The sequence below is a fragment of the Arthrobacter sedimenti genome, from assembly GCF_042652025.1.
Lineage (GTDB): Bacteria > Actinomycetota > Actinomycetes > Actinomycetales > Micrococcaceae > Arthrobacter > Arthrobacter sedimenti.
Window position 1 is genome coordinate 525209 of record NZ_JBHSDQ010000002.1, and the last position, 18737, is coordinate 543945.

General features: G+C 67.8%; 20 protein-coding genes. 18 read left to right on the forward strand and 2 right to left on the reverse strand.

Annotation, left to right across the window (positions count from 1 at the left end):
- Positions 1-21 precede the first annotated feature (21 nt).
- The 10 genes from ACFO0G_RS07655 (at position 22) to ACFO0G_RS07700 (ending at position 10163) form a co-directional block, all read left to right on the forward strand.
- Positions 22-1365 carry a M16 family metallopeptidase gene (locus ACFO0G_RS07655; RefSeq protein WP_286403142.1) on the forward strand — a complete coding sequence of 448 codons (1344 nt, stop codon included), beginning with the start codon at positions 22-24 and terminating at the stop codon, positions 1363-1365.
- Between the two features lie 128 nt (positions 1366-1493).
- The gene (locus ACFO0G_RS07660) at positions 1494-1976 is read left to right on the forward strand and encodes a DUF1579 domain-containing protein (RefSeq protein WP_286403144.1); all 483 of its coding nucleotides are present in this window, start codon (positions 1494-1496) and stop codon (positions 1974-1976) included.
- Between the two features lie 185 nt (positions 1977-2161).
- Complete coding sequence (locus ACFO0G_RS07665; protein WP_286403146.1) at positions 2162-3355, forward strand: substrate-binding domain-containing protein; 1194 nt, start codon at positions 2162-2164, stop codon at positions 3353-3355.
- Positions 3356-3362: 7 nt separating this feature from the next.
- Positions 3363-4127 (forward strand): ABC transporter ATP-binding protein, encoded by a 765-nt coding sequence (locus tag ACFO0G_RS07670; RefSeq protein WP_286403148.1) that lies wholly within the window; start codon positions 3363-3365, stop codon positions 4125-4127.
- On the forward strand, positions 4124-4897 hold the full coding sequence (locus ACFO0G_RS07675; protein ID WP_286403150.1) for an ABC transporter ATP-binding protein: 774 nt from the start codon (positions 4124-4126) through the stop codon (positions 4895-4897). Before ACFO0G_RS07670 ends, ACFO0G_RS07675 begins: the two co-directional genes overlap by 4 nt.
- A complete protein-coding gene (locus tag ACFO0G_RS07680) occupies positions 4894-5769 on the forward strand; it encodes a branched-chain amino acid ABC transporter permease (RefSeq protein ID WP_376976948.1) in 876 nt (291 codons plus the stop codon). The genes ACFO0G_RS07675 and ACFO0G_RS07680 overlap by 4 nt, the downstream gene beginning before the upstream one ends.
- Complete coding sequence (locus tag ACFO0G_RS07685) at positions 5766-6995, forward strand: branched-chain amino acid ABC transporter permease (RefSeq protein ID WP_376976949.1); 1230 nt, start codon at positions 5766-5768, stop codon at positions 6993-6995. Before ACFO0G_RS07680 ends, ACFO0G_RS07685 begins: the two co-directional genes overlap by 4 nt.
- Entirely contained in the window at positions 6992-8605 is a 1614-nt protein-coding gene (locus tag ACFO0G_RS07690; RefSeq protein WP_286403155.1) for a class I adenylate-forming enzyme family protein, read from the forward strand. Before ACFO0G_RS07685 ends, ACFO0G_RS07690 begins: the two co-directional genes overlap by 4 nt.
- Positions 8602-9261 (forward strand): TetR/AcrR family transcriptional regulator, encoded by a 660-nt coding sequence (locus ACFO0G_RS07695; protein WP_286403157.1) that lies wholly within the window; start codon positions 8602-8604, stop codon positions 9259-9261. The genes ACFO0G_RS07690 and ACFO0G_RS07695 overlap by 4 nt, the downstream gene beginning before the upstream one ends.
- The gene (locus ACFO0G_RS07700; protein ID WP_286403159.1) at positions 9258-10163 is read left to right on the forward strand and encodes an alpha/beta hydrolase; all 906 of its coding nucleotides are present in this window, start codon (positions 9258-9260) and stop codon (positions 10161-10163) included. The genes ACFO0G_RS07695 and ACFO0G_RS07700 overlap by 4 nt, the downstream gene beginning before the upstream one ends.
- Positions 10164-10193: 30 nt before the next feature.
- Here ACFO0G_RS07700 and ACFO0G_RS07705 read toward each other — a convergent pair whose 3' ends face one another.
- Together ACFO0G_RS07705 and moaA are read right to left on the reverse strand one after the other, a co-directional pair.
- Positions 10194-10460: a MoaD/ThiS family protein gene (locus tag ACFO0G_RS07705; RefSeq protein WP_286403161.1), complete on the reverse strand. Its 267-nt coding sequence runs from the start codon at positions 10458-10460 to the stop codon at positions 10194-10196.
- Positions 10461-10465: 5 nt separating this feature from the next.
- Positions 10466-11584 carry a GTP 3',8-cyclase MoaA gene (gene moaA / locus ACFO0G_RS07710; RefSeq protein WP_376976950.1) on the reverse strand — a complete coding sequence of 373 codons (1119 nt, stop codon included), beginning with the start codon at positions 11582-11584 and terminating at the stop codon, positions 10466-10468.
- 227 nt (positions 11585-11811) lie between these two features.
- Between moaA and ACFO0G_RS07715 the strand changes: the two genes are divergently transcribed.
- The 8 genes from ACFO0G_RS07715 (at position 11812) to ACFO0G_RS07750 (ending at position 18666) form a co-directional block, all read left to right on the forward strand.
- Positions 11812-13332, forward strand: a complete 1521-nt coding sequence (locus tag ACFO0G_RS07715) for a molybdopterin-dependent oxidoreductase (RefSeq protein ID WP_376976993.1) — start codon at positions 11812-11814, stop codon at positions 13330-13332.
- 23 nt (positions 13333-13355) lie between these two features.
- Positions 13356-14615, forward strand: a complete 1260-nt coding sequence (locus ACFO0G_RS07720; RefSeq protein WP_376976951.1) for a molybdopterin molybdotransferase MoeA — start codon at positions 13356-13358, stop codon at positions 14613-14615.
- Entirely contained in the window at positions 14603-15094 is a 492-nt protein-coding gene (moaC, locus tag ACFO0G_RS07725; RefSeq protein WP_376976952.1) for a cyclic pyranopterin monophosphate synthase MoaC, read from the forward strand. Before ACFO0G_RS07720 ends, moaC begins: the two co-directional genes overlap by 13 nt.
- Positions 15091-15615, forward strand: coding sequence for a MogA/MoaB family molybdenum cofactor biosynthesis protein (locus tag ACFO0G_RS07730; protein ID WP_376976953.1), 525 nt, complete (start codon positions 15091-15093; stop codon positions 15613-15615). The genes moaC and ACFO0G_RS07730 overlap by 4 nt, the downstream gene beginning before the upstream one ends.
- Positions 15605-16069 (forward strand): molybdenum cofactor biosynthesis protein MoaE, encoded by a 465-nt coding sequence (locus tag ACFO0G_RS07735; protein ID WP_376976954.1) that lies wholly within the window; start codon positions 15605-15607, stop codon positions 16067-16069. The genes ACFO0G_RS07730 and ACFO0G_RS07735 overlap by 11 nt, the downstream gene beginning before the upstream one ends.
- Before the next feature lie 82 nt (positions 16070-16151).
- On the forward strand, positions 16152-16922 hold the full coding sequence (gene dapB, locus ACFO0G_RS07740) for a 4-hydroxy-tetrahydrodipicolinate reductase (protein ID WP_376976955.1): 771 nt from the start codon (positions 16152-16154) through the stop codon (positions 16920-16922).
- A 3-nt stretch (positions 16923-16925) separates the two neighbouring features.
- Positions 16926-17399: a hypothetical protein gene (locus ACFO0G_RS07745; protein WP_376976956.1), complete on the forward strand. Its 474-nt coding sequence runs from the start codon at positions 16926-16928 to the stop codon at positions 17397-17399.
- Between the two features lie 298 nt (positions 17400-17697).
- Positions 17698-18666 (forward strand): TM2 domain-containing protein, encoded by a 969-nt coding sequence (locus tag ACFO0G_RS07750; protein WP_376976957.1) that lies wholly within the window; start codon positions 17698-17700, stop codon positions 18664-18666.
- The last annotated feature ends 71 nt before the right edge of the window (positions 18667-18737 follow it).

Genomic DNA, 18737 nt, shown 5'->3' on the forward strand with positions numbered 1-18737 from the left:
TGCCCCTCCTGAAAGGCATCAATGACTGTTGTACCCCTGCCGCTTGAGCAGAACCACGCCGGCGACACCCTGGTCCACGGCTCCGACGGCGGGTCCGAGGTCCGCCGTTCAGTGCTGCCAGGAGGCGTGCGGGTACTGACGGAGGCGATGCCGGGCCAGCGGTCAGCCACCATCGGGTTCTGGGTGGGCGTCGGGTCCCGCGACGAGGCCCCAGGCCAGCACGGGTCCACCCACTTCCTGGAGCACCTGCTCTTCAAGGGAACCAAGCGGCGCACCGCCCTGGAGATCGCCTCGGCCTTCGACGAGGTGGGCGGGGAATCCAACGCGGCAACAGCCAAGGAAAGCACCTGCTACTTCGCCCGGGTCCTGGACACGGACCTGCCCATGGCCATCGACGTTATTGCGGACATGATCACCGGGGCCGTGCTGGACCCTGACGAGATGGAGCAGGAACGCGACGTCATCCTGGAAGAAATCGCCATGGACAGCGATGACCCCACCGATGTCGCCCACGAGCACTTCGTGGCCAAGGTCCTTGGCAGCCACCCGCTGGGCCGCCCCATCGGCGGCACCCCCGCGGCGATCAGGGCGGTGGCCCGGGATGCGGTGTGGGAGCACTACCGCAGGTATTACAAGCCGGAGGAGCTGGTTATCACCGCCGCGGGCGGTTTGGACCACGACGTCGTATGCGGACTTGTGGTGGATGCCCTCGAGTCCGCGGGGTGGTCGCTGCAGTCCGACGCGGCGCCCGTGCAGCGCCGCTCCACCGAACGCGCCCTGATCACCGGGACAGCCGGGCTGCACGTGGTCAAGCGCGCCGTGGAGCAGGCAAACATCATCATGGGATGCCCCACGATCGTCGCCACCGATGAACGCCGCTACGTCATGAGCGTCCTGAACGCAGTCCTCGGCGGCGGCATGTCCTCCCGGCTGTTCCAGGAAGTCCGCGAGAAGCGTGGCCTGGTGTACTCCACCTACTCCTTTGCATCGTCCTACGCCGACGCCGGCTACTTCGGCATGTACGCCGGGTGCACTCCGTCCAAGGTCCGGCAGGTGGTGGACCTGCTCGGCGTGGAGCTGGACAAGCTCGCCGAACACGGCATTTCCGAGGATGAACTCCGCAAGGCAGTGGGACAGCTCGGCGGCGGAATCGTCCTGGCCCTGGAGGACACCGGCTCCCGTATGTCCCGGCTTGGCCGGGCCGAGCTGGTCTCCGGCGAATACCAGGACATCGACGAGACCCTGCGCCTGATCAAGGCAGTCACCGCCGAACAGGTCCAGGAACTGGCCGCCGAACTCGCTGCCGCGCCTCGGACCATTACCGTGGTGGGACCCTTCGAGGAGACGGAAACCTTCGGGCTGTAGGAACCGGCTCCAGTAACCCGGCCGCAGGACCCGAACCGCGGGCCGGCGCCCGCGTCAGGGACTTCTTTACAGCCGCAGGAGCGGGCGTGATGATGGTGGTCTGAAACGGGAAGCAGCGCGGAGGAAGCATGGACCGACCGTTGCCGCCGGGCCCGGTACCGGAAGCGCTGGGAGCCTTCCTGGGCCACTGGAGCGGCACCACGCACTGGGAAGCCACCGCCTGGAGCCCGGCACATACAGACGCGGTGGAAGTCGCCTTCGCCACGGCCGCCGGCGGCCACGCGGTCGCCATGACCTACCGCCACACGGAGCCCGACGGTTCCTGCTCCGAGGGTGTTGGGATCTTCGCCGCCGACCCCATCCACGCCAACACTTTCTGGTACCACACAACCGCTGCCGGCATGCCGCTCGAAAGCCGTGACCGCGCCACGTGGCGCGACGGCACCCTGACCGTGGAGCGCCGCCGGGGCTCCGCCACCGTCAGGCACGTGCTTAACGCGCGCGATGGCGTGCTGACGCACTCTGCCGGCCTGTGGCGCCGTCATCGCAATGAACTGGTCCCCCTGATGACCACCGTGTGCCAAAGGGTGCCCTCCGCGCCGCGTGATTAGCCGGGACCTTCCCGCGGGGTCGGTGCACCCCTGCCACCGAGAGGCCTGACGGCCGACTCACCTGCGCTTTTACCGTTGACAGAACCGAGGGTTGACTCTACATTTGCTGTAATCTGAATCACCTTTCAGGTACGGGGTTCTTCCCTCCCACACCACACCCGCGGATCTTCACCGAAAGGCATCCCGTGAAGGAAACAAAGAAGTTTTTGATGGCCGCCGTTATGGCGTCCGGGCTGGCCCTGAGCGCCTGCGCACCAACGGCGGGTGCAGGTGCTCCGTCCGGCTCCGGCAGTGCGGCCGCGCCGGTCAACGTTGGCATCATCTACTCAAAGACCGGTGCCCTCGCTGCCTATGGCGAAACCTACTACCAGGGCCTGCAGGCCGGCATCGATTACGCCACGAACGGCACCGGCGAGATCAACGGCGCCAAGATCAACCTGACCTACGCCGACGACGCAGGCGACCCCGACAAGGCGGTCACCGCCGCCAAGGACATGATCGGCAAGGGCTACAAGATCATCGGCGGCACCGCGTCCTCCGGCATCGCCGTCAAGCTTGCTGAGCAGGCGCAGCAGAACAAGATCCTCTACATTTCCGGTGCTGCCGCCACCGACGCGATCCAGGGCGTCAACAAGTACACTTTCCGTTCCGGCCGCCAGAGCCTGCAGGACGTCGCCACCGCAGGTACCTTCATCGACCCCAACGGCAAGAAGGTCGTCGTGTTCGCGCAGGACAACGCCTTCGGCCAAGGCAACGTCGCCGCGGTCAAGGCCGTGCTGGGAGCCAAGGGCGCCACGGTGAGCTCCGTGCTCGTCCCGGAAAACCAGGAGCTCACCCCCTTCGCGCGGCAGCTTCTGGACGCCAAGCCGGACATGGTTTTCGTGGCTTGGGCGGGTGCCACCACCGGCACCATGTGGCAGTCGCTTAGCCAACAGGGAGTGTTTGACGCCGCTCCCGTCGTCACCGGCTTGGGCGACGCGTCCAGCTTCGGCGCCTACGGCCCGGCAAGCTCCAAGATCAGCTTCCTGAGCCACTACTTCCCGGGCGCCTCCGGTACCGAGGTGGAAAAGAAAATGATTGCCGGCGTCGAAAAGGCCGGCGGCAAGGCGGACCTCTTCACCCCGGACGGGTTCGTCGCGGGCCAGCTGATCGCCCAGGCCATCAAGGAAGGCGGCGGAACCGACCCGGACGCCATGGTCAAGTCCCTCGAAGGCTTCAGCTTTGACGGCCCCAAGGGCAAGGAAACCGTCCGCGCCTCGGACCACGCCCTGATTCAGGACATGTACCAGGCAAAGCTGGTCCAGAAGGGTGACACGTGGGCCCCGCAACTGGTCAAGGCCGTCCCCGGCGACACCGTCGCCCCGCCGGAAAAGAAGTAGGACCCGTATGACAACCCCAGCCCTGCCCGCCCTCGCGGTGGACGGCCTCGGTCTGCAGATCGGCGGTGCACGCATCCTGCAGGATGTGGGCTTCGCGGTCGCCGCCGGCGAAATGATCGGCGTCATCGGCCCCAACGGGGCCGGCAAGACCACCTTGTTCAACCTGATTTCCGGCGTCTTGCGGCCCACCGCGGGCAGCATCACGCTGAACGGCAGGGAGATTACGGCAGCGCCGATCCACCGCCGGGCGTCGGCAGGGCTGGGACGGACCTTCCAGACCTCCAACCTGTTCCCGCGGCTCAGCGTGTTGGAGAATGTCAGGCTGGCCGCCCAGGCGAAACTGGGTGGCAGCTTCAGCATTCTGCGCTTCCCCTCGGCCTCGGACGAGGCTTCGCGGATCGCCAAGGGCACCATCGCCGAGGTAGGCCTCACCGGCAAGCTGACGACGGCGGCGGGGGACCTCTCGCACGGCGAGAAGCGCAAGGTGGAAATCGCCGTGCTGCTGGCCACTGATCCCGCCGTCGTCCTGCTCGACGAACCGATGGCCGGCGTGGCGTCGGGAGACGTCCCGTCCCTCACCGCCATCATCCGCGGCATGCACCGGGACCGCGGCTGCACCGTCATGATGGTCGAGCACCACATGGACGTCGTGCTGGGCCTGGTGGACCGGGTGGCCGTAATGCACCACGGCAGCCTGCTGGCCCTGGACAGCCCCGACGCCGTCATGGCCGACCCCACCGTGCAAAGCGCCTATCTCGGAGAACCAGTATGAGCACCGCAGCCGAACACCGCCCCGCCGAGGCCGCTCCCATCCTCAGGGTCGAGGGCCTCAGCGCCAGGATCGCCGGGCAGCAGGTCGTCGAGGACGTGTCCTTCACGGTGCCGGCCACGGGCATCACGGCACTGCTGGGCCGCAACGGCGTCGGGAAGACCAGCACCATCAAGGCCATTATCGGGCTGATCGACCGCACCGGCGTCGTGGAACTGGCCGGTGAAAGGATCGAAAAGGAAGCCACCTTCAAGATCATCCAGCGCGGCGTCGGCTACGTCCCGGAAGACCGCGAGGTCTTTTCCGGGCTGACCGTGGCGGAGAACCTCCGGCTCGCCGAACGGGACGCCAGCCCGCGCCGGCAGCTGGTCGAGGAGCTCTTCCCGGACCTGCTGGCCCGTGCGGGCCAGATGGCCGGCACCCTTTCCGGCGGACAGCAGCAGATGGTCTCGCTGGCCCGGGCCCTGCTCAACACCAATAAAATCCTGCTGGTCGACGAGCCCACCAAGGGCCTTGCACCCAAGATCGTCGGCGAGGTGGCCGACACCCTGGCCGAAGCAGCCAAGACGGTGCCGATCCTGCTCGTTGAACAGAACCTGCACGTGGTCCGCCAGCTCGCGGAGGGAGCCGTCGTGCTCTCCGGCGGACGCGTGGTCCACACCGGCCGTGCCCTCGACTTCCTTGATGACGCCGGCCTGATCCACAGGCATCTCGGTGTCTCCACCGACGCGGCGTCCCACGGGGACCCGGTCGAGAAAGGCGCTGCCCTGTGAGCACCGTCATCCTGCTGCTGTTCACCGGCCTTGGCCTGGGTGCGCTGTACTTCCTCGTTGCCGCCGGGCTGTCCCTGATCTACGGGCTGATGGGTGTGCTCAATTTCGCGCACGGGGCGTTCCTGACCCTGGGAGCCTTCACCGGGTGGGAGATTGCCCGCCGCGCGGGCTCCGACAACTGGGGTATCTTCCTGCTGTCCCTCATTATCGGGGCGGCGGCCGGGGCTGCTTTCGCCGCCTTCACCGAGTTCGTCCTGATCCGCCGGCTGTACCAGCGCCACATCGAGCAGGTGCTCATCACCCTGGGCCTCTCGCTCGCCACGGTGGCCCTCTTCGATGGCATCTGGGGCACCGACCCGGTCTACATCCAGGGCCCCGCCTGGTTCAAGGACACGACAGACATCTTCGGTGCCCGGATTCCCAATGACCGCTTCGTCTGTATCGTTGCCGCCGTCATGGTGCTGCTGGCCCTGGTGTACTTCCTGAAGAAGACCCGCTACGGCATGATCATTCGCGCCGGCGTCGAAAACCGGTCCATGGTCACCGCCCTCGGTATCGACGTCCGGAAGGCCTTCACCCTCGTCTTCACCATCGGCGGGGCGGCGGCGGGACTCGGCGGCGTCCTTGCCTCGCACTATTTCGGCTACGTTTCACCGATGCTCGGCGGATCGTTGCTGATCTTCGCTTTCATCGTCACGGTGATCGGTGGGCTCGGCTCGCTGACCGGCGCGGCCATCGCCGCCGTCGCCGTCGCCGTCCTGCAGCAGTTCGCGAACTTCTACCTCGGCGGCACCGGCGACTTCGTCGTTGTACTGGCGCTGGCGCTCGTGCTGCTGTTCCGTCCCTCCGGCCTGCTCGGGAGAACCGCATGACCACCGACACCGATACCAACAGCACCGGCCGGCCCGCGGTCGGCAGCGGCGCCACCCTCCAGACGGGGAAACGCCGGACCGGCAGGCGCGGGGCAGGGGGAGCGCCGGGCGGCGCCCCGGACACCGGCCGTCCTGGCATCACCGGCCGCCGCCTTGCGGCGTGGGCTGCCGGGCTGGCCGGCGTGCTGCTCCTGGTCCTGCTCCCGCTGCTGAACATCTCGCTGCCCGGCGTGCTGCCCGGTCCCAGCTACACCCCGGGATCCCTGCAACTGCTGGCCATGTGCATGCTGATGGCCGCCGCGGCCCTTACCTACCACCTGCTTCTCGGCGTTGCCGGCCTGCTCTCCTTCGGGCATGCGCTCTACTTTGGCGCCGGCGTCTATGGGCTGGCCATCATCCTGCAGAACCTGGACATCCCGCTGCTGCCGGCCATGGGGCTCACCCTGCTGGTCGTGATTGTGCTGGCCCACGTGGTGGGCAGCATCAGCCTGCGTGTCAGCGGCATCCCGTTCGCCATGGTTACCCTCGCCTTTGCCCAGGCCGGTTCGGTGATTGTGGGACGGAACCCCGACGGCAAAACCGGCGGGGACGAGGGCTTGACGCTGCGCACGGACAACCTGCCCGACTTCCTGGTCGGGGTTGTCAACACCCGCAACCTGTACTGGCTGGCGCTGGCCGTGCTGGTGGCCGTGTTCGTGATCGTCACCTGGGTGCAGTCCTCGCGGGCCGGGCACGCGGCCGCCGCCGTCCGGGAAAACGAACTGCGGGTCCGCGTCCTTGGCCTGCAGCCCTATCTGGTCAAACTGCTGATCTTTGTGCTCTCTGCGATCCTGGTCAGCGTGATCGGCATGGTCTTCCTGCTGCTGCAAAGCGGCGCTATCCCGCGGGCGATCTCCTCGGACCTGACCATAACGCTGCTGGTGATGGTGGTGCTGGGCGGCGTCGGGTCCCGCTGGGGCGCCGTGATCGGCGGCGTCTTCTACACCATCCTCGACCAGCGCCTCACCGCCCTCGCCAACTCCGAGGCCGTCAGGTCCCTCCCGGACATCCTGCGGGTACCGTTGTCTGAACCGTTGTTCATCCTTGGCACGCTCTTCATCCTCGTGGTGCTCTTCCTTCCCGGCGGCCTCGCTGGTACCGCCGAACGGCTGGGCCGCAGGCGCCGCGGACGGGCGGGGAACGGCGGCGCCGAAACACCCCGCGAGATTTTGGAGGACGCTGCATGACCGGCACCAACGGACCCACCGGCGACGGGCTGCACACCCTGGGCCGATGGACCACAGACCGCAGCCAGGCCACGCCCCACCGGATTGCCATTGACGATCGCGGCTGCACCCTGACCTACCGGGAACTGGAGCGCCGGGCCGCTGCCCTCGCCGCGGGGTTCCGGGCCGCCGGGTACGTGGTGGGCGACCGGATCGCCACTCTCACCGGCAATAGCTCGGACCACGTGGTGGCCTTCTTCGCCTGCGCCAAGGCCGGGCTGGTGCTGGTGCCCCTGTCCTGGCGGCTCGCGCCCCGGGAACTGGCCCTGCAACTGGAACTCGCCGAGCCGCAGCTGCTGCTCATGGAAGACGACCTGGAAGCACTCGGTGCGGCAGCCTGCGCCCTGCTTCCGCACCGGCTGCGTGGCTCCTCGCTGGGGCCCGGCGGCGTGGAGAAATCCGTGCCGCCGCCTACACGGGTAACACCGGTGCCCGAACCCTCGGCACGCCAGGACGTGCACGACGACGATGCCCTGATGATGATCTTCACCTCCGGAACCGAGGGGGCCGGCAAAGCCGCAGTGCTCACGCACGCCAACTGCTTCTGGAACAACCTTTCGCTGTCGCGCACCCTCGACATGGGCAGCAGCGATGTGGTCCTGGCCGTGCTGCCGCAGTTCCACGTGGGCGGCTGGAACATCCAGCCCCTGTTGGCGTGGTGGGTGGGGGCCACCGTGGTGCTGGAACGCGGATTCGATCCGGGCCGGGTCCTGCAGTTAATCCCCGAACGGCGCGTCACGATGTTGATGGGGGTGCCCACGCAGTACCTCATGCTTGCCGAACATCCGGACTTCGCCACTGCCGAACTGGGCAGCCTGCGGCATGCCGTGGTGGGCGGGGCCCCCATGCCGGCGCCGCTGCTGCGGATCTGGCACCGCAGGGGAGTGGCCCTGAGCCAGGGGTATGGGCTGACCGAGGCGTCCCCCAACGTGCTCTGCCTGCCCAATGAGGACGCCGAGCGGATGGTGGGCTACTCCGGCAAACCGTATCCCCATGTTTCCGTGGCAGTGGCGGATCCGGCCACCGGCGAAATCCTCGAGGGCGCGGCCAGCGGCGAACTGCTGGTGGGCGGCCCGGGCGTGTTCGCCGGCTACTTCCGGGATCCCGCGGCCACGGCGGCTGCCCTGGCCGGCGGCTGGCTCCATACAGGCGACCTGGTGGAACGGGACGCCGAGGGCTACATCCGGGTGGTGGACCGGCTCAAGGACATCTACATCTCCGGCGGGGAGAATGTGTCTCCGTCCGAAGTGGAAGCGGTCCTGCTGGGCCACCCGGCCGTGGCACAGGCCGCAGTGGTGGGCGTGGAGGACCCCCGCTGGGGTGAAAGCGGTCTGGCGTTCGTCGTGCTCCGCCCGGGCGTGGTCACCGACGAACAGGATCTGCTGGAACACTGCAGCTCACAGCTGGCCCGTTTCAAGGTCCCGGGACGGATCGAAATGGTTGCCGGCCTGCCGCGGACAGCCCTGAATAAGGTCCTGCGGGCCAAGCTGCGCGAGGACCTGTCCCGCCGTACCGCCCCGGGAGCGGCACCCGCCCCAGGACCAGCACCCGCGGCAGGAGGACAGGCATGAGCACGGCACCGCGCACCGCCAGGGGCAACCGCACCCGGGCCAAGCTGCTTGAGGCGGCCGAGTCGGTGTTCGCCTCGGTGGGCTACCACGAGGCCTCGATTGTGAAGATCACCGAGTCCGCCGGCGTGGGTCTGGGGACCTTCTACCTGTACTTTGACGGCAAGCAGGCCATCTTCGACGAGGTGGTGGAGGACCTCAACCGCAGGGTCCGGCACGCCATGACCGACGCGGCACGGAACGCCCCCAACCGGATGGAAGCGGAACGGGCAGGATTCCGCGCCTTCTTCCGCTTCACCGCCCAGCACCCTGCGCTGTACCGGATCATCCGGCAGGCCGAGTTCGTTTCCCCGGGCGCCTTGCGGTTGCACTACACCCGCATCGTGAACGGCTACATCGAAGGGTTGAAGACGGCGCAGGCCAGCGGCGAGGTCAGGGAGATGGATCCCACGGTCGCAGCCTGGGCCCTTATGGGCATCGGTGAACTGATCGGCATGCGCTGGGTCCTGTGGGACGCGGAAGGCGCACCGCCGGTCGAGGGAGCCAGGCCCGAGGTTCCCGAAGAAGTTTTTGAAGAAATGATGCAGTTCATCGAGCGTGGCCTTGCGCCTGACTCCGCTGCTAAAACCACCCCGCCCCAGGAAGGGACATTGCCATGACCCAGACAGCCAGCCAGGAAACGTACCGTACAGCGGAAGTGGCGGTGCGCGGCGGAACACTCCACACCGCCGTCTGGGGACCGGATGATCCTGCCGCTCCCACTATCCTTGCCGTCCACGGCGTCACGGCGTCACACAAGTCATGGGCCTATCTCGCCGCGGCACTGCCCGAGGTCCGGATCATCGCTCCGGACCTGCGCGGCCGCGGCCGCAGCAACCAACTGCCGGCACCGTACGGGATGACCTCGCACGCGCAGGACCTGGCCGCCGTCCTGGAGGAACTGGCCGAGGGGCCCGTCGTCGTGGTGGGGCACTCCATGGGCGGCTTCGCCTCGCTGGTCCTTGCAGACCTGTTCCCGGAGCGAGTCCGTTCGCTGATACTGGTGGATGGGGGCCTGCCGCTGCAGGTGCCGGCAGGCCTTTCGGACGAGGAAATCATCTCCTCGGTCCTGGGTCCAGCCGCCGAGCGGCTCAATGCCACCTTCCCAAGCAGGGAGGTGTACCGCTCCTTCTGGCGGCAGCACCCGGCCTTCAGCGCGGACTGGGGTCCGCTGGTGGATGCCTATGTGGACTACGACCTCACCGGCGAGGAGCCGGAACTTCGGCCCGCCACACGGTATGAGGCAATGGCGGAGGATACGGCGGACCTGCACCGCGGCGCTTCGCTGCTGGCTGCACTGGACCGCCTTACCGTCGAGGCCGAGGTCCTCCGGGCGCCCCGGGGACTGCTGAACGAACCGGCAGCCCTTTACGCCCCGGGATATTTGGAGTCTTGGGCAGCAAAGCTTCCCACGCTGCGGCTCACGCAGGTGCCGGACGTCAACCACTACACAATCATCATGGGCCAGACGGGGGCCGCTGCCGTTGCCGGGAGCGTCCGCGCTGCCTTGGCCGGAAAGTGAGCGGCGGCTAAAACCGCCGAACCAGGCCCGCTAGCCCCCCGCGAAGGGCGGCAGCACGTCCACCACGTCGTCGGGACCCAGCACGGTTGCATGGTCCCGCACGGCCACCTCATTGAGCAGGAAGCTGCTGCGGGAAAGGATCCGGGGAAGCGGCGGGGTTCCCGTTGGGGGCTCCGGCCGCTCCACGGCCGCTACAGCTTTCACCAGATCCGCAACTGTAGCGCCGTCGGGCAGGTTGAACTTTTCTTCCTCGAAACCCGCGGCGGCGCGTGCGGCAGCAAAGTAACGTACAAGCATTCCGGTCAGCCCCCGATGGCACTCATGCTGCGGTCCGGCTGGACGAAGTCCGGGGCGTCCAGTCCCACGTGGTCCATACCGTGGGCCTTTGGTTTGATCCACATTGCGTCCTGCCACCGCTGCGCCAGCTCCGCGTCGCCGGCGCCCGCACGCAGCAGGCCCAGCAGGTCGTATTCCTCGCGCGAGAACAGGCAGCTCATGATCTTGCCTTCGGCGGTGATCCTGGTGCGCCGGCAGTCGGAGCAGAACGGCTCGGTGACGGAGGCGATAATCCCCACGGTTCCCAGAACGGGACCCTCCGGATCCGCAGTGCCGGCCACCCGGCGTCGTACTTCAAAGCGTTCCGCAGGGGCGCCGTCGCGTTCCCGGGGATCGGGACTGAGGACGAAATCCCTGGACAGCAGCCCGCGGATTTCTGCGGCAGTAATCATGTTGCGGCGCGTCCAGCCGTGGTCCGCATCAAGGGGCATCTGCTCGATGAACCGCAGTTCGTATCCGCGCTCCAGGGCCCAGGCCAGCAGTTGCGGTGACTCGGCATCGTTGATCCCGCGCATCAGGACGGCGTTCAGTTTGACGGGTCCCAGCCCGGCAGCCCACGCGGCGTCCACACCGGCCAGGACCTGGTCGAGGAAGGGGCGGCGGGTCAGCTTGGTGAACGTTTCTTCATGCAGGGAATCCAGCGACACGTTGATGCGCGTCAGCCCGGCGTCCTTCAGGGCGGCGGCCTTCCTGGCCAGGCCAACGCCGTTGGTGGTCATGGAGATCGGAAGGCCGGGGTGGTTGCGCCGCAGGGCTGCGATGATGTCCACCAAGTCGTGCCGGACCAGCGGCTCGCCGCCCGTCAGCCGCAGCTCCCGGACGCCCAGCTGTTCTACGCCCACCTTGACGATCCGCACGACTTCTTCGCCGGTCATGACTGCCTGCTTGGCCAACCACTCGAGGCCTTCGGCAGGCATGCAGTAGGTGCAGCGGAGGTTGCATTTGTCGGTCAGGGACAGCCTCATGTCCGTGGCGCGGCGGCCGTACCGGTCCGCCAGGCCGGCCGGTGCATCCGCGGGGCGGCGTCCGGGCACAGCCGATGCTGCTTCCTCCGGCGGCTGGGGCATGCCTAGCTGGACACTCATGAATTCAGGCTACGCCACCTTGAGCCGCGCATCACACCATCAGAGGCCCGGCGTCATCCAGGTGCCACGAACCTATGCTGGGAGTTGTGAAGAGTTCCGGGCGCAGGTACGGGGCGGACGACGACGGCGGCGGCCTTCAGGGGCGGCCGGAACGTTCCGTCCGGCAACCGGGAGTCCCGCGCGCTAGGGTGCGGGACACAAAGGGGCGTTGGGCCGCTGCCGCCGGGATGGTGGCCGTCGCCGGCGGGGTCGCCGCGGGGGAGTTGCTGGCAGGATTCGCCAGCCCGTCCCTGTCCCCGTTGTCCGCCGTCGGCGGAGTGGTGATCGATGCCGTTCCTCCCGGTGTGAAGGACTGGGCCATCTCCCTTTTCGGTACGGCCGATAAGGCTGCCCTGCTGGCGGGCATGGCGCTGGTCATCGCGGGGCTGGCCGCGCTGGCTGGGGTGCTTGAGCTCCGCAGACGGTTCTCTGGGGCCGTCCTGGTGGGCATCTTCGGCCTCGCCGGGGCGGCAGCCGTGCTGACGCGTTCCCAGGTGACCCAGGTCCCTGTTGTCCTGCCGCTCCTGGCCGCGGCTGCCGCCGTCGTGCTGTTGCGGCTCCTGGTGGGGCGGCTGGCGGCGTGGGAGGGTACTGCTTCAACCCCAGACGGGGAAAGCACTCCGGATGCCACAGTTGCGCGCTCACGCCGCAGCTTCCTCCAGGCCCTTGCCGGCACGGCAGCGGCCGCTGGGGTTGCAGGGCTGCTGGCGGGCATCTGGCGCGGTGCCGCCAACGCGGTCAGCGAAGCCAGGGCCCGCATCACCCTTCCAACGCCGGCATCTCCGGCGCCGCCAATCCCGGCGGCCGCGGAGTCCGGCGTGGCGGGAATGCCGCCGCTGGTCACGCCAAACCGTGACTTCTACCGGATCGACACAGCCCTCACCGTCCCGGCGGTCAACCCGGATACCTGGCTGCTCAAAGTCACCGGTATGGTGGCCCGGGAGGTCCAGCTCTCCTTAGCGGACCTGATGGCCAAACCCCTGACCGAACGCCACATCACCATCGCCTGCGTCTCCAACAACGTGGGCGGCGACCTGATCGGCAACGCCCGCTGGCTGGGCTGGCCGGTCAGGGACCTGCTGGCACTGGCAGGACCGCAGCCGGGATCCGACATGGTGCTCTCGCGCAGCACCGACGGTTGGACCGCCGGAACGCCCTTGGAGGTGTTGACGGATAACCGGGATGCCCTGCTGGCCGTCGGCATGAACGGTGAACCGCTGCCGCTGGAGCACGGCTTCCCCGTCCGGTTGGTGGTCCCCGGCCTTTACGGTTATGTCTCGGCAACCAAGTGGCTGACGGAACTCAAGGTCACGAGGTTTGCCGACGACGCCGGGTACTGGACCCCGCGGGGCTGGTCCGAGCGCGGACCCATCAAGACGTCGTCGCGCATCGACGTGCCGCGCAGCGGGCGCCCGGTCAGCCCGGGAACCGTTGTATTTGCCGGCGTCGCCTGGGCCCAGCACACCGGCATCGGGAAGGTGGAAGTGCGGCTCAACCGGGGGCCCTGGCGGGAAGCTGAGCTGGCGCCCGGCATCTCCGCGGACACCTGGTACCAGTGGAAGCTGGCGGTCGACCTCTCACCGGGGCAGTACGAAGTCCAGGTCCGCGCCAGCGACATGAACGGCCGGCCCCAGGATGAAACATCACGGCCGCCCGCGCCTGACGGGGCCACCGGATTCCACACGGTTAGAGTGGACGTGAAATCCTGACGGCCGCGACCAAAGGCGTACCCATGACCACTGCGCATCACGCCCCTGCGGGCAAGGCCCACAACGCCCGCTCCGTCGCCGCGCATCTGGCCGCAGTCACTGACCTCCTCGCCCCGCTGGCGGCAGAATCCCGCGCTGAAGTTGTTCTCCTGCCTGATGCCCTGGGCCGGGCGCTGGTGCACGGAATCCTTGCTCCGCTCAATCTTCCCCCCTTCGCCAACTCCCAGATGGACGGGTATGCTGTCCGTTCCGCGGACATCCCCGACGGCGGCGCTGAGCTGCGCATCATGCCTCCCATTCCCGCCGGGTCGAGCCCGCAGCCGCTTGGGCCGGGGGCTGCGGCGCCCATCATGACAGGTGCGATGATCCCGGCGGGGGCTGACGCCGTCGTACCTATTGAAAAGGCGGTGCCCGACCACTTCCTTCCCGAGGGTGACGGCCGCGTTGTGAGTCTGCCTGCCACAGCCCCCGGAACGTACGTGCGCGCCGCCGGAAGCGACATTGCGGCGGGGGAGCGGGCGCTCGCCGCCCGAACCTGCCTGGGGCCGGCGCAGCTGGGACTGCTCGCCGCCCTTGGCATGGCGGAGGTGGAGGTGTACCGGACGGTGACCGTCCTGCTCGTCACCACTGGGGACGAAGTCGTGGAACCCGGGCAGGCGCTTCCGGAGGGCAAGATCTACGACTCCAACGGAACCCTCCTGGAAGCGGCCATGACGCAGGCAGGCCTCCACGTCCGCCGAGCCGGGATCTCCACGGACAGCCCTGCGGAACTCCAGGCGTTGCTGCGGACCGAAGGCCGGGACACGGACCTGATCGTCACCACCGGCGGCGTCAGCAAGGGAGCCTACGAGGTGGTGCGGCAGGCCATGGCGGAACAACCGGTCGACTTCCTGCACGTCGCCATGCAGCCCGGCGGCCCCCAGGGAATCGGAACGTTCGACGGCGTCCCCTTCCTTGGGTTTCCCGGCAATCCGGTCAGCTGCCTGGTGTCCTTCGAGATGTTCCTCCGCCCCGCCCTGTCGGCCTTGCTGGGGGCGCCGGCGCCCCGGCTGCCCCTGCGCGCCCGCCTTGATCTTGACGGGCATGACCGGCAGCTCACGTCGCCCGGCTCCAAACACCAGGTCCGCCGGGGGAACCTGCAGCCGGACGGGACGGTACGGCTGGAAGGCGGCGAGAGCTCGCACCTGATGCACGCGCTCGCGGGCTCGAATGTCCTGGTCCACATCCCCGAGGGCGTCACGGAGCTTGGGGCCGGGGAGGAGGTGGAAGTATGGATGCTGTGAATGCAGAACAGACCCCCGCGCTGACGCACCTGCGCCAGGACGGCAGCGCCCAGATGGTGGATGTTTCCGCCAAGGCAGAGACCACCCGGGAAGCGACGGCCACCGCCACAGTCCGGACCACCGCCGAAGTGATGCAGCTCCTGGGCACCGGCGGGCTCCCCAAGGGGGACGCCCTGGCCGTTGCCCGCGTGGCCGGCATCATGGCCGCCAAGAGGACGCCGGACCTGATCCCGCTCTGCCATCCGCTGCCGCTGTCCAAGGTCACGGTCGACTTTGACCTTGGCGCTGACGCCGTCACCATCGGCGCCACCGTCAAGACCAGGGGTGTCACCGGCGTGGAGATGGAGGCCCTGACCGCGGTGTCTGTGGCCGCCCTGAGCGTTTACGACATGATCAAGGCCGTAGACAAGCACGCCGTGCTGACTGACATCAAGGTGCTGGCCAAGAGTGGCGGCAAGAGCGGAGACTGGGCACTGTGACCTCACCCTTCAGCGCGGCGGCCCCGCACGTGCACGGCGAGGTGCAGGGGCGGAAGGCCGGCGTCGTCATCGCCTCCACCCGTGCCGCTGCCGGCATCTACGACGACGAAACCGGCCCCGTGATCACTGACTGGCTCGCCGAGCACGGCTTCGACGTGTTCCCGGCCATGGTTGTCCCCGACGGTGACCCGGCGGGTGCCGCCATCAGGGCGCTCCTCACCCAGCACCCCGCCGTCATCATCACCAGCGGCGGCACCGGGCTCAGCCCCGACGACCGCACGCCGGACGTCACCCTGCCGCTCCTGGACCGCGAAATTCCCGGGATCATGGAGGCGATCAGGAGGGCGGGCGCTGCCAAAACCCCGCTCGCCGCCCTGAGCCGTGGCTACGCCGGTGCCGCCGGGCACACGTTCATCGTCAACCTGCCCGGATCACCGAAGGGCGTCATGGACGGGCTCACCGTCCTGGACCCGCTGATCGGGCACCTCTGCGACCAGCTGGAAGGCGGACATGGGCACTGAAGCATTCGAAGTGGTTAGGGCAGTCCTGAGCGCGGATCCCATCTCCGTGGACCAGGCGATTGCCGCGGTGGAAAGCGATACGGCCGGCGCCGTGGTCAGCTTCAGCGGCGTGGTGCGGAACCACGACGGCGGCAAGGCCGTTCAGCGCCTCAGCTACAGCGCGCACCCCACGGCACACCAGGTGATGGCCGACGTCGTCGCGCGCCTTGTTGCCGAACAGGGCGCTGAAGGGGACGCCGGGGCTGAACAGCCTGTCCGGATCTGGGCAGCGCACCGGATCGGCATGCTGGAAATCGGCGACCCCGCGCTGGTGTGCGCCGTCTCCGCCGCGCACCGCGGCCAGGCCTTCGCCGTGTGCTCCGTACTCGTGGACCGCATCAAGGAACAGGTGCCCATCTGGAAGGAACAGTTTTTCTCCGACGGCACCGTGGAATGGGTTGGCGCCGGCGGCTGACCCCCACCACTGATCCCGATTGCGAGGTAACGCACGCCGCCCAGTTCCTGCACCAACCACCGGCGCCGGTAGGGTTAATGCCATGACCGAACAACACTCCGTTCCCAAGCTGGTGGCCGTCCTCGGCGCCAACGGACGCATGGGTGCCGAGGCCGTCAAGGCCATCGACGCCGCTCCCGACATGAAGCTCGTCGCAGCCCTGGGACGGGGTGACGCACTGGAGCAGCTGACCGCCTCAGGTGCCCAATACCTGGTGGACCTCACGGTCCCCGAAAGCACCGAAGCGAACGTCCGCTTCGCCGTCGAGCACGGAATCCACGCTGTGGTGGGCACCACCGGCTGGGACGCGGACCGCCTGTCCGCGCTGGAATCTTTGCTGGCGGAGCACCCTGAGACGGGCGTCCTCATCGCACCGAACTTCGCCCTGGGCTCCGTGCTGGCCTCCGCGTTCGCCGCGAAGGCGTCCAGGTACTTCGAATCGGTGGAGATCATCGAACTGCACCACCCGGACAAGGTGGATGCGCCTTCCGGCACCGCCGTCCGCACTGCACAGCTGATCGCCGCCGAACGTGCTGCCGCCCAGCTGCCGCCCAGCCCCGATGCCACCACCAGTGAACGCCCCGGTGCCCGCGGCTGCGAAGTGGATGGCGTCCGCGTGCACAGCGTGCGCCTCCGCGGGCTCGTGGCACACCAGGAAGTACTGCTGGGCGGTCCCGGTGAGCAGCTGACCCTCCGCCACGATTCCTTTGACCGTGCCTCCTTCATGCCGGGCGTGCTCCTGGGCGTCCGCAACGTTGCTGCGCACCCCGGCCTGACCGTGGGCCTGGACGGTTACCTGGACCTGGGACTCTAGGCCGTGCACGGGCTCGCAGCCGGCTTCCGGAAGAACCGCACCAAGATCTGGGTGGCAGCGGTGACGCTGTTGCTGGTGTTCTACCTGGTGGTGTCCTTCCAGCGCTCCCTCCTGCTCTTGTCGGACGCCAACCTGACCGCCAAGGCCATCGGCGCCGCCTACCTGGTGCTGCCCATTGTTGGCGCCTGGGCCCTGATCCGCGAGCTGATGTTCGGGGCCCGTACCGAACAGATGGCCAAGGTCCTGGAGGCCGAAGGCGGCCTGCCGGTGGACGAGCTTCCGCGCACGCCCGGTGGCCGGATCGTCCGGGCCGCTGCAGATGCCGAATTCGAAAAGTACCGGGCCGAGGCTGAGGCCGCTCCCGACGACTGGCGTTCCTGGTTCCGGTTGAGCTGCGCCTACGACGCCGCCGGGGACCGTAAACGTGCCCGGGCATCCATGCGCGACGCCGTGAAGCTTTTCACCGCCGCGTCCTAGCTTCCGGGGTGCTTCCCGCCGCGATGGGCATTTCTGCCCATCGCGGCTTTTTACCGTCCACGGTAGGTTGACTTAGTACACACTCTTTAGCTTTGGGGGAAAGCATGAGGATGGCCACTACCGTCGGCACTGTCCGCTCCACTGGTGCGGCAACATATCGCCGGCGCGGCCCCAGCAGCTCCACCCCTTTCCCGCAGACGCCGTCGTTCCGCGTGCCCGGACGCCGGAGGCCTGACGCTGCATCCTGACCACTGCACCCTTATCACCGCACCCCTGTTACCGCACAGAAGGACCATCAATGAGCCACCCGAATTACCCCCACCCGCAGCAGAACGGACCGTCGGCGCCCCCCATTCCGCCGCCGCCTTCCTCCTTTGGCGCGCAGCCCGCTTTCGAGGGGCAGTATCCGGCAGGTCCGCAGGGGGAATACCAGTCCGCGCCCTACGGCCAGGGCCCCTACTCCGATGCGCCGCGGAAGTCCTTCATGGTCACGTGGCTCCTTTCCCTCCTGCTGGGTACCTTCGGTGTGGACCGCTTCTACCTGGGCAAGATCGGCACCGGCGTGGCGAAGCTGCTCACGGCCGGCGGTGCGGGCATCTGGTCGATTGTGGACCTGATCATGACCCTGACCGGAAACACGCGGGACAAGGACGGCCGTCCGCTGGAGGGCTACCAGGAAAACAAGAAGAAGGCGTGGATCATCACTGCCGTCGTCTGGCTGGTCAGCATTATTACCGGGATTCTGTTGACTATCGCGTCCATCGCCATGGTTGGTGCGGCCATCGATGCCCGGAAGGTACCCGTGGCACCTGAACTTCCTTCGGCGTCCCAGGCCGCGCCTGCCCCCTCCGGCGGAAGCCAGACCGGCGGCAGCGCGGCCGGAGCGAACTCCACGGTGGCCACCGTGTCCGAAGGAAACACCGTGAAGGTCAGCGTTCTCGACTCCATCTACACGGACAAGATTCCCGGCATGGACTACATGACTGCAAAGAACGGTGGCTTCTTTGCCGTAGAGGTTTCCTGGGAGACGCAAACCGGCAGCAGCTTCTCCAGCCCCTCCAACTTCAGCGTCCTTGATGCCGACGGCAAGGAGGGCGAGATGGTGTACCTGGACGAGAAGCTGGGACCGCTGCCCACCGATGAGGTAGGTGCCGGCGATGCCCGCAAGGGGATTATTGCGTTCGACGTGAAAAAGGGTCCGGTCCAGGTAGTGGTCTTTGATGACTATGGCGACAAGGCGGCCACCTTCAACCTGACCGCCCAGTAAGCAGCCAACTCCCGGCAGGTGTTCAAAAAGGAACCCGCGGCCCCATCTTGTGGTGGGCCGCGGGTTCCTTT

What these genes read in the sequence shown, in the direction of transcription:
- moaA (WP_376976950.1), bottom strand. Translation starts at nt 11,584, where the DNA reads ATGAGTGTCCAGCTAGGCATGCCCCAGCCGCCGGAGGAAGCAGCATCG.
- ACFO0G_RS07660 (WP_286403144.1), top strand. Translation starts at nt 1,494, where the DNA reads ATGGACCGACCGTTGCCGCCGGGCCCGGTACCGGAAGCGCTGGGAGCC.
- dapB (WP_376976955.1), top strand. Translation starts at nt 16,152, where the DNA reads ATGACCGAACAACACTCCGTTCCCAAGCTGGTGGCCGTCCTCGGCGCC.
- ACFO0G_RS07750 (WP_376976957.1), top strand. Translation starts at nt 17,698, where the DNA reads ATGAGCCACCCGAATTACCCCCACCCGCAGCAGAACGGACCGTCGGCG.
- ACFO0G_RS07675 (WP_286403150.1), top strand. Translation starts at nt 4,124, where the DNA reads ATGAGCACCGCAGCCGAACACCGCCCCGCCGAGGCCGCTCCCATCCTC.
- ACFO0G_RS07685 (WP_376976949.1), top strand. Translation starts at nt 5,766, where the DNA reads ATGACCACCGACACCGATACCAACAGCACCGGCCGGCCCGCGGTCGGC.
- ACFO0G_RS07715 (WP_376976993.1), top strand. Translation starts at nt 11,812, where the DNA reads ATGGTGGCCGTCGCCGGCGGGGTCGCCGCGGGGGAGTTGCTGGCAGGA.
- ACFO0G_RS07690 (WP_286403155.1), top strand. Translation starts at nt 6,992, where the DNA reads ATGACCGGCACCAACGGACCCACCGGCGACGGGCTGCACACCCTGGGC.
- moaC (WP_376976952.1), top strand. Translation starts at nt 14,603, where the DNA reads ATGGATGCTGTGAATGCAGAACAGACCCCCGCGCTGACGCACCTGCGC.
- ACFO0G_RS07735 (WP_376976954.1), top strand. Translation starts at nt 15,605, where the DNA reads ATGGGCACTGAAGCATTCGAAGTGGTTAGGGCAGTCCTGAGCGCGGAT.
- ACFO0G_RS07705 (WP_286403161.1), bottom strand. Translation starts at nt 10,460, where the DNA reads ATGCTTGTACGTTACTTTGCTGCCGCACGCGCCGCCGCGGGTTTCGAG.
- ACFO0G_RS07700 (WP_286403159.1), top strand. Translation starts at nt 9,258, where the DNA reads ATGACCCAGACAGCCAGCCAGGAAACGTACCGTACAGCGGAAGTGGCG.
- ACFO0G_RS07655 (WP_286403142.1), top strand. Translation starts at nt 22, where the DNA reads ATGACTGTTGTACCCCTGCCGCTTGAGCAGAACCACGCCGGCGACACC.
- ACFO0G_RS07670 (WP_286403148.1), top strand. Translation starts at nt 3,363, where the DNA reads ATGACAACCCCAGCCCTGCCCGCCCTCGCGGTGGACGGCCTCGGTCTG.
- ACFO0G_RS07695 (WP_286403157.1), top strand. Translation starts at nt 8,602, where the DNA reads ATGAGCACGGCACCGCGCACCGCCAGGGGCAACCGCACCCGGGCCAAG.
- ACFO0G_RS07720 (WP_376976951.1), top strand. Translation starts at nt 13,356, where the DNA reads ATGACCACTGCGCATCACGCCCCTGCGGGCAAGGCCCACAACGCCCGC.